We start from the raw sequence: 15,427 nt of genomic DNA, 5'->3' as shown, positions 1-15,427 counted from the left end.
TTACTCGGATATTTGGCACAATTACCAAGATGTTTGGGCGGTATTGCCAAAAATCTCTTTGATTTTTGCACGGATAAGATCGTTGTTGTAAGCGGCAACTAATTTTTTAACCCATGGTTCATCTTTTTCGCTCGTGCGTACAACGATGATATTATCATAAGGATTATTTTTTGCGCTCTCCCATGCGACTACATCTTTTTCGAAGTTTAATCCGGAAACAATAGCCCAGTTTGTGTTTATAATTGCAAGGTCAAAATCGTCAATAGCTCGTCCTAACATACCGGCATCGAGTTCACGAATTTGCAGGTTTTTAGGATTTTCGATAATATCAAGTGGAGATGCAAGAATATTATGAGGATCTTTTAACTTAATGAGACCTAAAGAATTAAGAAGAAGTAAGGCTCTTCCACCATTAGATGGGTCGTTCGGAATACCAACATGTGCACCATCACGAAGATCTTTTAAGTCTTTTATTTTGTGTGAGTAAACACCGATTGGAGCAATAAATGTATAGCCGACAATTGAAAGTTTATAGCCACGTTGTTTCATTTGTTCATTAAGATAAGGGGCGTGCTGAAAAGCATTCGCATCGATCTCTCCTGCGTTAACAGCATCATTAGGCAAAGCGTAATCAGAAAAATAAACGAGTTCAATATCTAAACCGGCTTTTTTAGCCTGTTCAGCAGCAGTTTTCCAAATAATAGCATCCCGCCCTTCCATAATACCAAGTTTGATTTTTGATTTATCTGCGGCCATGGAAAAAGCAGTAGACAAAAAAAGTGCAAAGAGAGAGAGGAATAATCCTATAATCCGACTACGAGAAAAAATTTTTAATGTCATATGCTTTTAACTTTCTTTTTCGAGAATTTTTTTGAGGGAAGTTTCAATATACTCTGTATTTTTTAGGCAGATTTAAAGTTATACAAGCTTTAGAGAATATTCAATCACTTTTATTTTTAAAAGAGTATTATTTTTCCTTCTATTTTATTTGTTTTGGGGGCTGATCATCATTTGTTCATAGAAATTCTCTGAAATTCAAATAATTAATTCTTTTATTGCAATCATTTGTTGAGGGAACCAATGCCCCTTTAAAAACTTCTGTAAGGGACAATTGGTTGAAGAACCGGACAATCAGATGATGCTTTAGCCGTAAATTCATGAAGAACATACTGCGCAATCAAGATCAAAAGGCCGTGTTCGTGTAGGCGATAAAGAGAAATTTTGTTGCAATGTTGTGGGGGATTGGGGGGAATAAAGGTTGCTGATCATTGGATTTAAACGCGGCAAATTTTTGCAAAGGCGAATTTTTGCCCTTCATACGTTTTAAGAGAGGAAGAAAAATAATGTTAAGAAAGAAATTTTTATCAACAATGATGACTTTATGGGCTTTAGGAGCGTCAGGGGTGGCTGTGACTGCTTTTCACGCACAAGCTGGAACCATTACAGGAACAGTTGCTCGTGTTGCATCAGGTCAGGTATCTTTACGCACAGGCCCTGCGACAGCTTATAAAGTTATCGCAATGGTTCCAATGGGAGCAAAAGTGCAAATTTATGGCTGCCTATCCAATAAAACTTGGTGTTCTCTTGGTTATCATGGAAAAGTTGGTTGGGCATCTGCACGTTACGTCAATGTTAACAATGTTCCTACCATTGCTTTTAAAAAGATGCCAGCAAAATCAAAATCCATGGTAAAATCGCCAAAAGAAAAAGTAAAACAGGCTGTTTCCGACTTTAAAGCTCTTCCGGCGATTCAAAAAACACGGAAAAATATGCAAAAACTATACAGAACAGATATGATTATCGATTCTACAGGTGTTAAAAAAAGGGATGAACGAACAATTTTAAATCCGTCGCAAAAAGCACAAGGCGTTTCTGTAAAGCACGTGAGTGCTTATAATCCCTCCTTTCCTGATAATGTCAATTACAAAAATTTTGAACGTAATGAAACGCGTTACCGTGTCGTGACCTATCCTGCTCGATAAGGGTAAAGTTAATTTTACAACCGGAATGACAAAAAGGATCAGCAGCATGAAGCAAAAAATGCTTTCCGCTGCTGATCTTGCTGTTTCGTAAAGCGGCATTAAGGTGGATATTAGTGCAAGCTCCTTAAAAAGCGCGATTGTGTTCAGATCGGTGCAGGGAGAGAGCTTCATTCTTTAAGGCAGAGAGAGCTGAGAATATTCAGAGTGGAATTTGCCAATGCTTTGAAATAATAACCTTTTAAGATGGTGTTAGAGGGAAGCTGTTAAAAAAGCCGGACTTTTTAACAGACCGGCTTTGTATAAGGTTCCTTGTCCTGTCGGACAGGGAGATGATTAATTTATCGACTTAGGCTTTATCAAATTACGAGAAATGAGCAATTCAGCAATTTGAACGGCATTCAATGCTGCTCCTTTTCTTAAATTATCGGCGACAACCCAGAAAGCTAAACCATTTTCAACGGTGATATCTTCACGAACACGGCTAATAAAGGTATCATCTTCTCCGGTACCTTCATAAGGTGTGGTATAACCACCATCTTCGTGTTTATCGATAAGCTGACAGCCTGGTGCATCGCGGAGGAGCGCTTGTGCTTCAGATGCGCTTAGTGGTTTTTCAAATTCAACATGGACGGCTTCGGCATGACCGATAAAGACAGGGACCCGAACAGCAGTGGCTGTTAATTTAATTTTCGGATCGAGAATTTTCTTCGTCTCAACCGTCATTTTCCATTCTTCTTTTGTATAACCATCTTCCATGAAAACATCGATATGAGGAATGACATTAAAGGCAATGCGTTTAGTGAATTTTTTTGATGTAATTGGGTCTGCAACAAAAACTGCACGTGATTGTTCGAAAAGTTCGTCCATTCCTTCTTTACCAGCTCCAGAAACAGACTGATATGTAGAGACAACAACACGTTTAATGATTGCAGCATCATGGAGAGGTTTTAAAGCTAAGACCAGTTGAATTGTTGAACAATTAGGATTTGCTATAATATTACGCTTAGAAAAGGCATTTATAGCTTCGCCATTGACTTCAGGGACTATCAACGGAACATTGGCATCATAGCGCCACGTGGAGGAATTATCGATGACGACACAGCCGGCAGCAGCAATTTTAGGGGCGTATTCTTTGGAAATGCTCCCTCCCGCAGACATAAGACAAAAATCTGTGTCAGAAAAATCGTAAGTATCCAGTGCTTTTACTTTTAAAGTTTTATCTCCATAAGAAACTTCTTGTCCTAATGAGCGTCGTGATGCTAGAGGGACGATTTCATGTGCAGGAAAACCACGTTCTTCTAAAATTGTAAGCATTTCACGACCAACATTTCCGGTTGCGCCGACAATTGCAACTTTATAACTCATTTTCTATATACTCCTCATGTCTCTCCACGTTTATTCCCCGTGCTATACTCAGGAGAGAGTGAGTTGGTCAAGGAACATCATTAAATTATATTTTTGATTTTCAACAACTCAATTTTGTGCACACCAATCATCATCATTAGCACAATAAATTGTTTTATTTCAAATAATACGTCTCTTTTAATCTTTCAGAATTGAAAAAATTGAATATTTTACGCTAAGCTATTATCTCTTTAGAAAACACTTTAATTAAGTGAATTCCTTATCTTCTGTCAATGTGTACCTTCACACTTTTGAATTTTTTAAAGATGGTATTACGTATCGCGTTGGTGGAATCTTTTTATACTTTATCTGTTAATTGTTGAATTATTTGATTTTCTCCCTATGCCTTTAAAAGCGAAGCTTTCTATTACAGTCTGTAAACAGCTAGATTCTAGCGGCTTCTCATTTTTCACTTAAACTAAAGGCTCAACAAGCAGGCCTAAAAATATTTAAAAAGATATTGGGCATCTAAAAAACATTTGAATGTTTCAAGGAGGTATGCGTGCTTCATATCCTCATACCTTAAATGATAGAATTTATGGCACAACAGGATAAACTTAAGTATCCATATATAGATAAATTCTTATGAAAGTTATACATATAGTTTTTCGTGTCTATTTTTAATTTATATTTCTTATTTTTACTTTAATCCTGTTATGCTATAAAATATCATTATTTGGAGTATGATGGTATATGATCTTTAAGCTTTCTCGATATATTTAAGTGTTTTTTAGTGTGTGGGAATATTCTTAGGCTTGTTTGGCAAGCCTTTTTTAAGTGACTTATATGAGTGGAAAGTCAGCCGTTGAACACTCCCATATTTACGTTTAATAAAAGAGCAAGTTAGCACCATCATCCATTTTTTCAGCACACAATGTCGTTACAGCTCTTGGTTTGTGAGACGATTCAATAAGAGGTATGCCTTTTTGTACGTTTTTACTCACACGCCAACTTTGCTTGTAATGTGCCAACAGTGATTTTGATTGATTCAATATAGAACACGTTTGAAATGAAAGAATTTTACGATATTCGGAACACTTATTCAATATCAATAACGTTAGATTATCATTATAAATCAATGCACTATTTCTAAGTTAAACTCGTTAGAATTCGGATTATTTACAAATCAGATTAGATTAAGCATTTTCATTCTCATGAAGTGTGGGGAGACAGTCACAATTCTTGTCAATATTATTAAGGACTTTGATTATCTTTGCAATGAACTTATGAAAATAAGGGGTTATTTTTTTCATCAGAAATCAACTGCAAAATTGCTCTTTGTTTTTTGCGGGTCAGTATTCTGAAATTTTTTAAAAGTAAATATTCTGCTTTGCTTGCTATTCTGTCATCACAATGATAGAGGTTCTCTTCTTTTTTTGCGCCATCAGCATAAAAGAAGGAAACGGGAACATCTAATATATGAGCAATTTCCTGTAAACGTCTTGCACTTACGCGATTTAAGCCTTTTTCATACTTTTGGATTTGTTGGAATGTTACGCCTAAATGACTTCCTAATTGTTTTTGAGAAAACCCCATGACGTTTCTTCTGAAGCGAATTTTTTTGCCTAAAGAAATATCGTAAAAATGTAGATTTTTGGCTTTCACTTGATGTCCCCACCGGTTGCGAGCGCCCTCGCATTGGTATTCCGGAGTCTGGCAACACATTGATTTATAATAATAAATCATCCTTTTTCAACTTGAATCATAACTCCGAATATAGTAAGATTTTCTCATCACAAACCCTCTCAGATTGAATCAATTAATATCACTTGCTTGCACGTCAAAAGCGGGGCTGGTGTGTGGGTAAAAATTGTACAAGAAAGGAGTAAAAATGGTTCTTATGAATCGTCTTAATGCAAGGGCTGTCGCAACATTGGGGGCTGGCAAATATAATGATGGTGCCGGCTTGCTTCTCCATAAGCGTAAAGATGGTGGTGCTCAATGGCTTTATCGTTATACCATTCATGGTCGGCGCCGCGAAATGGGCTTGGGTGCGTTGCGAAATGTTTCTTTAAAAAAAGCCCGTGAATTAGCAAATCAATGGCGTTCTGTTTTGCATGAGGGGCGTGATCCCATTAAAGAACGTGACAAACAAAAGCGTGAGGCAATAAGTAATCTCCATTATTTAAAAGACATTGCCTTAGATGCTTTTGAAAGTCGTAAAGCTGAATTAAAAGGAGATGGCAAGGCTGGGAATTGGTTTCTACCTTTACAACTTTATACTCTCCCCAAATTAGGCTGTATTCCTATTTCAGAAATTACACAAACAGAGATACGCAATGTTCTTGCTCCCATCTGGCATGCAAAAGCTGCAACCGCAGAGAAAGCAATAAATCGTCTTAATATTTGTCTCAAACATGCTGCTGCTTTGGGGCTGGATGTTGATTTACAAGCAACGATAAAAGCACGGGCTCTCTTAGGGAAACAACGCCATAAAGCACAAAATTTACCAGCAATGGATTGGAAAGATGTTCCTGCCTTTATCAGTCACTCTGCAAAACAACAACAATGACACAACTGGCTTTGCGTTTGCTTATTCTTACAGGCGTTCGTACACGTCCTTTGCGCTATATGCATAAAGATCAGATTGATGGGGATATATGACCATTCCTGCTGAAAGTATGAAAGGACGACGCGATGCTACAGAAGAATTCCGCGTTCCTTTATCATCAGAAGCACTAAAAGTGATTAAACAAGCACGCCTTTTATCTCGTAATGGGTTTCTTTTTTCTGCAACCGGTCGTGGTCCCCTTGCACAGAACAGCATGTTACAATACATGAAAAAAACAGGACTTGAAGCCTGTCCGCATGGTTTTCGCTCTAGTTTACGTGATTGGCTCGCAGAAACAACCAATGCCCCTTATGAGGTCGCTGAAACCATTCTAGGTCATACGGTTGGGGGAAAAGTGGAGCGTGCCTATCGTCGCACAGACTATTTAGAACAGCGTCGTATTTTTATGGATAGATGGGCTTCTTATGTTACTGATCAAAACAATAAAAGTTGTGGATAGCTCTATGTCTCCATTTTCCTTATTTTATCCATAACGGATAATACAATCACAAATTATTGCTTCTCTTGATAAAAAATCACAAGATATTGTTTTTTTTGCTGGAAAAGTTTGCTACGAATTGCTATTTATATATAGTTAATAAACAGTGATTCTATCATTTAATATAAAGGGGATTCCATGATTCCAAACGGACCACTCCTCACAGTACGTGAGAGTGCAAAACTACTTAATATAAGCGTTTCAACACTTTGGCGGCGGGTCGCTGATGGCTCGGTACCAAAGCCTTTAAAGATTGGTTCCTTAGCGCGCTGGTTACAATCTGACCTTTGCGATGTAATCGAAAAGGCAAAAAACCAACGTGGCAACGACGCCGCCTAAAGAAAACTTCGCCTTATAGGACAGACAAAGTATTTCGACTTTCGCAAATCCCGAAATAACAGAATCTGTCCTGTAATGCAAGTAGCAGGAAGGGATTTTATGCATTTTACAAATGCTACAACAAGCGATGCTTATGCATTGCATACAACAGCTCAAAAAATTACTTGTGCATTACGTGGAGTTTGGCATGGGCGTTATGGAACAGCCCGTTGCCCTGCTCATGATGATAGGCTGCCTAGCTTATCCCTTGCCAATGGACATGATGGGCGTCTTTTACTCTATTGTTATGCTGGCTGCTCTTTTAGAGAGATCATACAAGCGCTTATTAGAATTGGATTGCTTGGAAAACAAGCTTATGATCAGACGCTCTCTTTCTCAAAACAGTTTTGTGCTGATCTCAAACGAGCAAAACAGAAAGCAGAGAGAGCAAAAGCAATTTGGCAACAAAGCCAACCAATTAAAAACACTTTAGCAGAAACCTATTTACGTATGCGGGGTATTACATGTGATTTGCCTCCTGATTTACGCTTTTACGACAAATGTTCGCACCCCTCTGGGGTTACACTGCCCGCGTTGGTTGCTCTTGTTAAGGGCGCTGGCTCTTTCGCCATTCATAGAACCTTTTTACAAGCCAATGGCTGCAAAACAGATCAAAGACCAGCAAAAGCCATGTTGGGATCTGTAATGGGTGGTGGGGTGCATTTAAGCCAAGAAAATCCCAAACATCTGGTTATTTGTGAAGGCATTGAAACGGGGCTGTCTCTGCTGTCTGGGTTGTTATCAGAGCCCGTTGATTTATGGGCTTCTCTTTCAACCAGTGGCATGATGCGTGTGAATTTACCCCCTACAAAAGCCCGTCTCACCATTGCAATGGACGGTGATGATGCGGGTCGTAAAGCAGGTTTTAACCTCGCTGCGCGTGCTTATAGCCAAGGCTTTGAGGTCTTTATGATGCAAGCTCCAAAAGGAACTGATTTTAATAACGTATTACTTTCTTAAAAGAGGGAAACTATGAAAGATAGTAATTTACAAAACAATAATGAAAATACTCCCGTCAATGATAACGATAATGTCTCTTTAAACGAAAATACTTGTTTAAAAGCCATTTCTTATGAACAAGCCTTGCAACAAAATGGTTGGGGGCAATTAAAACCGATTGCTACGGCTCTCTTACCTGTCGAGCCTTTTAGCTTATTACAGTTGCCAATGTCATTAATGGACTATATTTATGAGGTTGCCGATCTTCAACAATCTTCTATCGATTTTATTGCTATCTCTGCTTTATGTGGATTGGCTGCTGTTATTGGAAATGGCGTGCGTATCGCTCCCAAAAAACATGATAATAATTGGAAAATTGTTCCTAATCTCTGGGGTGCTCTTGTGGGGCAACCTTCAACACTCAAAACACCTACCATGCAAGCCGCTTTAACTCCTCTCTATGCCTTTCAAGAGGAATGGCATCAAGAATGGTTAAAGAAGAAAGAACAGCAAGAAAAGAAAGATATTCTTATTGAATTAGATAAACGAGAAAAGAAAAAACAAGCCTATAAAGCACTCAAAGATCAAGATGAGGAACAAGCCCTTGCCCTTCTTTCACAATCTATTGAACACAAAGAAAGTGATGATAACACTCTTGATAAACGACGTCTTATTGTCAACGATGTGACTGTCGAAAAGCTTGGGGAACTCTTAAAAGAAAACCCCCGTGGTCTCTTGATGGTACGAGATGAATTGGCTGGGTTTTTAGCTAATATGGAAAGAAAGGAATACCAAACAGACCGTGCCTTTTATCTAACAGCTTTTAATGGCAATACGTCATACACCTATGACCGTATTGAACGTGGAACCATTCATATTCCCAATGCAACCATTTCCATTATTGGGGGCATTCAACCCTCACGCATTATTCCCATTATTCAAGCCATGTGCCATGGAATAAATGATGATGGTTTCATGCAACGATTTCAAATGATTGTATGGCCCGACGAACGAAAAAAGCGGTTATGGACGGATAGACCTCCCAATCAAAAGGTATGGGAAAGCTATCAAGGGGTCTTTCGTTCTCTTTATGATAAACCGTTAGGCTCACCAAAGCATCCGATAACCATACGCTTTTCTGCTGAAGCTCAAGAAATGTTTCGTGTATGGTGGGAAAATTTTCAGAAAAAAATAAATAGTGGTCATTTCTCTACAAATTTACAATCGTATCTTTTGAAAATGGATAAAACCATACCAACACTTGCGTTGATTTTTGAATTGACCGAAGGGGGTCGTTTTGAAATCAATAGAAATGCTCTTGAGAGAGCCTTGTATTGGGAAAAATATCTGTTAAGTCATGCCAAACGTCTTTATGCGGCGCATGATACATTAGCAACAGAAAGTGCAAACTTGCTTGTCAAGCGCTGTGATTATTTACCTAATGTTTTTACTGCACGGGATGTTTATAAACGTGATTGGAAATGTTTAAAAGACAATGAAGCTGTGAAGCAAGCTTTAGAGCTTTTATGTCGTTGTAACTATATTCGTGAAATCTCTGGAGAGAATAACTCCCAAGGCGGTCGACCTACCATACGTTATGAATGGCACCCCTTAGTGAAAAGTCATAAAACATTTCAATGAATGAATTTTAAATTCCAATAAAACATATAACTTATGTATTCATAAAATGAAACCTTCAAAACATTTCCCATCTATTGGTTTTGGAGGTTTTGGGGGTTTTGGAGGTGCTTTTTATTCCCCTCTTTATATATTTTAAAAATCAAAATAAAAGTCATTATATTTCAATATGTTAATTTTTATCAACTTTTCAAAAAACAATCTATATCAACATTACAACCTGTAAATTCAACTTATAGCATAGGTTTTGTAGGGGTTTTGGGGGTATAGGGGGGGTATATGCTTTTTATCTTTCTTACAAAGCAAGCAATAAAAGCCTATCAAAACATACATTCTGATATCTTAAAAGCACATATCAAATTTGTCTTTTTTCCATAAAACGAACAGCAAATTTCACTATTTTGCTGATCTTACCTCATGTCATAGGCTGTGGATAAGTAGCCTTTAATAAAATTTCTTTTTAAGCAGGTTGTGGGTCTTTTTTTATTTTATTATTGCTATTTGCTTTAAATAGATCTAGCGGATTCTATTTAAAGTTTTTTAACACCGATAGATCAACGCTTATAAAGCGGTGGGGTTTTATTATAAATGCTTCAATCTCATAACAAACCACTGACATTACGCTCTCTGTTACAATCCTACCGTGATCATACAGAAAGTGCGCGCGATAGAGGAACTTCTTTTGAAAAGTTTGTAATTGCTTATTTGACGCAAGACCCTCTACAATGCCAAGAATATGAAAAGGTTCAAACCTATTGTGAATGGGCAAAAGAGCATGGAGAAGATGGGCGTGATATCGGCATTGATCTGGTTGCTAAAATTCGTGATGAAGAAGGATATGCCGCTATTCAATGTAAGTTTTATAGTGCAAATCATCAAATCAAGAAGGAAGATATTGATAGCTTTATTGCTGCCTCAGGAAAAAAGATCTTCACACGCCGTATTCTGGTTGATAGCACTGAAGGTAATTGGAGTAACAATGCCGATCTCACCTGTGAGGGACAAGGAGTCCGCATTCAACGGATTAATCTTTTTGATCTGGAAAACAGTCAAATAGATTGGTCAACCTTTGAAAGCAAAGGGGAAGCTACTCTTAAGAAAAAAGAACCGAAAAAGCTTTTAGATCATCAACAAGAAGCGCTTAAAGCTGTTTGTGACGGTTTACAAGAAGCAGACCGCGGCAAGCTGATTATGGCGTGTGGAACGGGAAAGACCTTTACCAGTCTGAAGATAGCAGAAACTCTTGCTGGTCAAGGTAAACGTGTTTTATTCCTTGTCCCCTCTCTTTCTTTAATGTCACAAACAATAAGAGAATGGACAGCAGATACAGCAATCCCCTTGCGTTCCTTTGCGGTGTGTTCTGATACACAAGTTGGCAAGCGTCGTAAAGCCCAAGATGATGCTGCCGAACTCGATGTCTCGGATCTCGCTCTACCAGCAACAACAGATTCTCAAAAGCTTGGAGAAAAAGCCAATAAGACTTCTCCTGATGCCATGACAGTGGTCTTTGCTACCTACCATTCGATCCAAGTGATTTCGGATGCGCAAAAAAACCATGATTTACCCGAATTTGATCTAATCATCTGTGATGAAGCCCATAGAACCACTGGGGCTTCATTGGGAACAGAGGACAATGAATCTGATTTTATCAAGGTTCACGATAACAGCATCATTCAAAGCAAAAAACGTCTGTATATGACAGCAACGCCCAAGATCTTTACCGATGATGCCAAAAAGAAAGCCAATGAGATCAATGCCGTTCTGGCTTCTATGGATGATGAAGAGCTCTATGGAAAAATCCTTTATTCTTATAGTTTCTCCCATGCTGTAAAGAATGGACTTTTAACGCCTTACAAGATTATCGTTTTAGGTGTTGATGAAGGAGAAGTGAGTAAATCTATCCAGCATCTGATGACAGATGAGAATTATGAACTTATTCTTGATGATAGAACAAAGATCATGGGTTGTTATCAAGCTCTTACCAAAATGGATCTGAAAATTGATCTTGGGGATGATACAAGACCCATGCACCGGGCTTTGGCTTTTTGTAGAGATATTGATACTTCTGAACGCATATGTAGAACATTCAACGATGAAGAAGTTAAGAAAGATTTACGTGATCTTCATGAAAACCATAAAAATATTCCCCCTCTTAACTGTCAAGTAGATCATATTAATGGAAAATCTGGTGCCAAAAACCGTACGATAAAACTTGATTGGTTGAAAGAAGATGCGGGTGAGAATGTCTGCCGTATATTAACCAATGTACGCTGCCTTTCAGAAGGTGTTGATGTTCCTTCCCTTGATGCGGTTATGTTTTTACACCCGCGTAAAAGCCAAGTGGATGTGATACAAGCGGTAGGACGTGTGATGCGTCGTGCAAAAGGCAAAAAGATGGGCTATATCATTTTGCCGGTTGGTGTTCCTGCTGGTGTTTCACCAGAAGAGGCATTAAAAAACAATAAGAGATACAGTGTTGTCTGGCAAGTTCTCAATGCTTTGCTTGCCCATGATGAGAATTTTAGTAAAACCCTTAACCAGATGGTCTTAGGACAAGACGTAAGCTCTATCATCGACATTGTTACAGTTTCTAAAAAGACCGAATTAGAGAATGTCACCACGGTTATTGACGAAATCCCGCTCCACGAAAAATCAGAAAAATCCGGACTTTGTATTGGGACACAAGCTCATGAACCGCAACATAGTCATAGCGTAACAGGAAGATTACCCTTTTTTGTTGAGTTTCCCAATGCTCTCAAAACACTGATTGTTAAAAAATCTACTATGAGTGATTATTGGGGCATTTGGGCGAACAATGTTGCTGAGATTGCACAAAACCATATCACACGCCTTCAAACTCTGCTTTCTGATCAAACAAGCGGAGCTTATCATGCCTTTGATGCGTTTTATAAGGAATTAAAAAACAACTTAAACAGTGAGATAAAGCAAGAAGAAGCGATTGAGATGTTAGCGCAACATCTTGTGACGCGTCCCGTGTTTGAAGCCTTGTTTGAAGGCAATGAATTTGTACAAAATAATGCCATTTCGCAAGCAATGGAAAAAATCTTAACAGAACTTGATAAAACAAATATTGAGGAAGAATCCAAGGAATTACAAGAGTTTTATGACAGCGTAAAGTTCCGTGCCTCTGGCATTACAGAACCACAGGCAAGACAAAATCTTATTATCAAGCTTTACGAAGATTTTTTTACCAAGGCATTTAAGAAAACCACGGATAGGCTTGGGATTGTTTATACCCCCGTTGAGGTCGTGGATTTTATCATTCATTCTGTTGATGATGTGTTGCGTAATGAGTTTGGAAAAAGCTTGGGGTCACGTGGAGTTTCTATTCTTGACCCTTTCACTGGAACGGGTACCTTTATCACAAGGCTTTTACAATCAAAGCTCATAAAACCAGAGGATATGGAATATAAGTTCCGTCATGATATCCATGCCAATGAGATTGTTTTGCTTGCCTATTACATAGCAGCGATTAACATTGAATCGACCTATCATAGTTTGATGAAAGAGAATTATATCCCATTCAAGCATATTGGTTTGGCTGATACGTTTCGGATGCTTGAAAAACAAGATTTGATGAAAGGTTTATTAGAGGAAAACAGTGAATATTTAGAACTTCAGAAAAACCTCAATATTGAAGTTATCTTCGGCAATCCTCCTTATTCCGTGGGGCAAAAGAGCGAAAACGATAATGCAAAGAATACTTCTTATCCTATTTTAGATAAACGGATCAGTGAAACTTATGCTGCTCAATCGAAAGTAACGAATATACGAGCACTTTATGACAGTTATATCCGTGCTATCCGCTGGGCAAGTGACCGTATAAAAGACCATGGTATTATTGGTTTTGTCACAAACGCAAGCTTTGTTAGTGGGCACTCTATGGATGGTTTACGAAAATGCCTCGTTGAGGAATTTAGCAGCCTTTATATTTTCCATTTACGGGGAAATGCTCGGACTTCTGGAGAACAACGTAAGAAAGAAAGTGGTGGAATTTTTGGTGAAGGATCTCGTGCTCCCATAGCTATCTCTATTCTCGTAAAAAATCCAAATGCACAACAGCGTGGTAAGATATATTTTCGTGATATTGGAGACTATCTCACGAGGCAAGAAAAGCTTACAATGATTGAATCCCTTGAAAGCATTGATGGTATTACACGGAGTAAACAAGGTTGGCAAATAATTACACCGGATAAGCATGGGGATTGGATAAAGCAACGTGATGACAGTTTTAAAAAATTTTTAGCTATAGGTGTTAAAAAAGGACATGATAAAAAGCTCTTTAAAATTTATTCCTGTGGTCTAAAAACAAACCGTGATGCTTGGGCATATAACTCAAGCTATAAGATTTTAGAAAATAATATGCATAATATGATTACTTTCTATAATAGCGAAGTAGAACGTTTTAATGATGCCTATCCACATGCTGATCATAAAATACGTGCAAATGCTGTAAACAATTTCATCAATGCAGATGAGAGCAAGATTAGCTGGAGCCATAATGTTAAACAAGAATTGGTAAGAGGAAAAATTCTTAAATTCGAAGATGCATGCCTCACGCAAAGTTTATATCGCCCTTTTACACGACAGTGGCTTTATTATAATCGTACTTTCAATGAGAGAGTTTACCAAACGCCGCGTATATTCCCAATGGAGAAAGCGGTTGAAAATAAAATCATACAAGTTACAGGCATAGGAGCAATGGTTGGCTTTTCTGCACTTATGACTAAGAATTTGCCTGATTTAGGTGTGATGAATGCTAGTCAATGCTTTCCACGATATTTCTATGAAGATGCTCCGGTTTCAAGAGACAAAAATGAAAAACAATCTCATTTATTTGCGAATTCTACAGAAGAAAGTAAAACAGTTGGTTTACAGAGGCGTGATGCCATTACTGATGAAGGATTAGCCCATTTTCAAGCGGCTTATCCGAATGAAAAAATCACTAAAGATAATTTGTTCTATTACGTCTACGGATTGTTACATTCGGAAGATTATCGTGCTCGTTATGCTGATAACCTCTCTAAAGAATTGCCTCGTATCCCGTGTGTAAAGAGTGCTGATGACTTTTGGAAATTTGTAACAGCAGGACGTGAACTAGGTCATTTGCACGTGAATTATGAAGATGTAGAGCCTTATCCCGTGATCTTTAAAAAGGGTAATCCAAAACAGACAGAAATCTCTAATCTCGAAAAATTCTATTATGTGACTGAAATGAAATTCGCAAAAATTAAGAATAGTAAGGAAAAGGATAAATCGACTGTTATTTACAATAGCAATATTACCATAACAGATATCCCTCTTGAAGCTTATGAGTATATCGTCAATGGCAAGCCTGCTCTTGAATGGGTTATGGGGCGTCAATGCGTTAAGACTGATAAAAAGAGTGGTATTGTCAATGATGCCAATCGCTATGCTGTTGAAACCGTTGGCAACCCTGCCTACCCTCTAGAGTTATTTCAAAGGGTTATTACTGTAAGTTTAGAGACAATCAAAATTGTTAAGAACCTACCAAAATTAGAAATTAGAGAAACTGAATAACTTATAAAGCATGCTCACATAATGGGCATGCTAATCTTATTAAAGCCGCTTATGTATTAGTTTAAATAAAAGTTTATTTTATCATCTGTTATGAGATAACTAAGATAGGAAAGAATTACGTTATCAGAAATCCTTTAATGGACTTTTGTAAATTCTTTAAACGTATCATCTTGTGAATTGATTACCTATAATCTTTAAAAGGAGTGTTTATATGCGTTATTCTAAAAAGAAATCATTTGCACTTTTAGATACTCTTATTTGGATTGCCTTTAAGAGATTATACCGTATTTAAAATGATAGCTTTATCCTTTTCAAAAGCTTTGTTTAAACAGAGTTATGTATATTCATTTTCTTATATTACTTATAGGTTTTGTCTGTTTTTAAAACCCCCAAAACCCCTACAAAACCCTCTTAGATATATATTAAAAATTGTATTTATGTGTTATGTTTAATATAGGTTGTTTATTTGAAAGA

The 15,427-nt window shown here is 37.7% G+C and carries 8 protein-coding genes and 1 pseudogene; 6 read left to right on the top strand and 3 right to left on the bottom strand.

The features are described from left to right. Positions 1-21: 21 nt before the first annotated feature. Complete coding sequence (locus tag ACFINX_RS07405; protein ID WP_375612289.1) at positions 22-840, bottom strand: MetQ/NlpA family ABC transporter substrate-binding protein; 819 nt, start codon at positions 838-840, stop codon at positions 22-24. A gap of 503 nt (positions 841-1,343) precedes the next feature. Between ACFINX_RS07405 and ACFINX_RS07400 the strand changes: the two genes are divergently transcribed. Next, a complete protein-coding gene (locus ACFINX_RS07400) occupies positions 1,344-1,982 on the top strand; it encodes an SH3 domain-containing protein (protein ID WP_375638766.1) in 639 nt (212 codons plus the stop codon). A gap of 333 nt (positions 1,983-2,315) precedes the next feature. On the opposite strand, the gene ACFINX_RS07395 is transcribed toward ACFINX_RS07400, so the two are convergent. Beyond that, on the bottom strand, positions 2,316-3,347 hold the full coding sequence (locus tag ACFINX_RS07395; RefSeq protein WP_375668564.1) for an aspartate-semialdehyde dehydrogenase: 1,032 nt from the start codon (positions 3,345-3,347) through the stop codon (positions 2,316-2,318). A 1,263-nt stretch (positions 3,348-4,610) separates the two neighbouring features. After that, positions 4,611-4,991 carry a helix-turn-helix domain-containing protein gene (locus ACFINX_RS07390; RefSeq protein WP_375612292.1) on the bottom strand — a complete coding sequence of 127 codons (381 nt, stop codon included), beginning with the start codon at positions 4,989-4,991 and terminating at the stop codon, positions 4,611-4,613. Between the two features lie 226 nt (positions 4,992-5,217). Here ACFINX_RS07390 and ACFINX_RS07385 point away from each other — a divergent pair. From ACFINX_RS07385 to ACFINX_RS07365, 5 genes and pseudogenes are all read left to right on the top strand, one after another. Continuing rightward, positions 5,218-6,397, top strand: a pseudogene (locus ACFINX_RS07385) (tyrosine-type recombinase/integrase). 177 nt (positions 6,398-6,574) lie between these two features. Continuing rightward, positions 6,575-6,775: an AlpA family transcriptional regulator gene (locus ACFINX_RS07380; RefSeq protein ID WP_015856773.1), complete on the top strand. Its 201-nt coding sequence runs from the start codon at positions 6,575-6,577 to the stop codon at positions 6,773-6,775. Between the two features lie 99 nt (positions 6,776-6,874). Continuing rightward, a complete protein-coding gene (locus ACFINX_RS07375; protein WP_375668563.1) occupies positions 6,875-7,774 on the top strand; it encodes a toprim domain-containing protein in 900 nt (299 codons plus the stop codon). A 12-nt stretch (positions 7,775-7,786) separates the two neighbouring features. Continuing rightward, the gene (locus ACFINX_RS07370) at positions 7,787-9,394 is read left to right on the top strand and encodes a YfjI family protein (RefSeq protein ID WP_375668562.1); all 1,608 of its coding nucleotides are present in this window, start codon (positions 7,787-7,789) and stop codon (positions 9,392-9,394) included. 585 nt (positions 9,395-9,979) lie between these two features. Then, positions 9,980-14,953, top strand: coding sequence for a DEAD/DEAH box helicase (locus ACFINX_RS07365; protein ID WP_375668561.1), 4,974 nt, complete (start codon positions 9,980-9,982; stop codon positions 14,951-14,953). Positions 14,954-15,427: the final 474 nt, after the last annotated feature.

Origin of the sequence: Bartonella sp. AP36NXGY (assembly GCF_042195865.1) — a bacterium.
Classification (GTDB): Bacteria; Pseudomonadota; Alphaproteobacteria; order Rhizobiales; family Rhizobiaceae; genus Bartonella.
The sequence above is the reverse complement of the archived record's forward strand: the minus strand, read 5'-3'. Positions and strand labels throughout refer to the sequence as shown.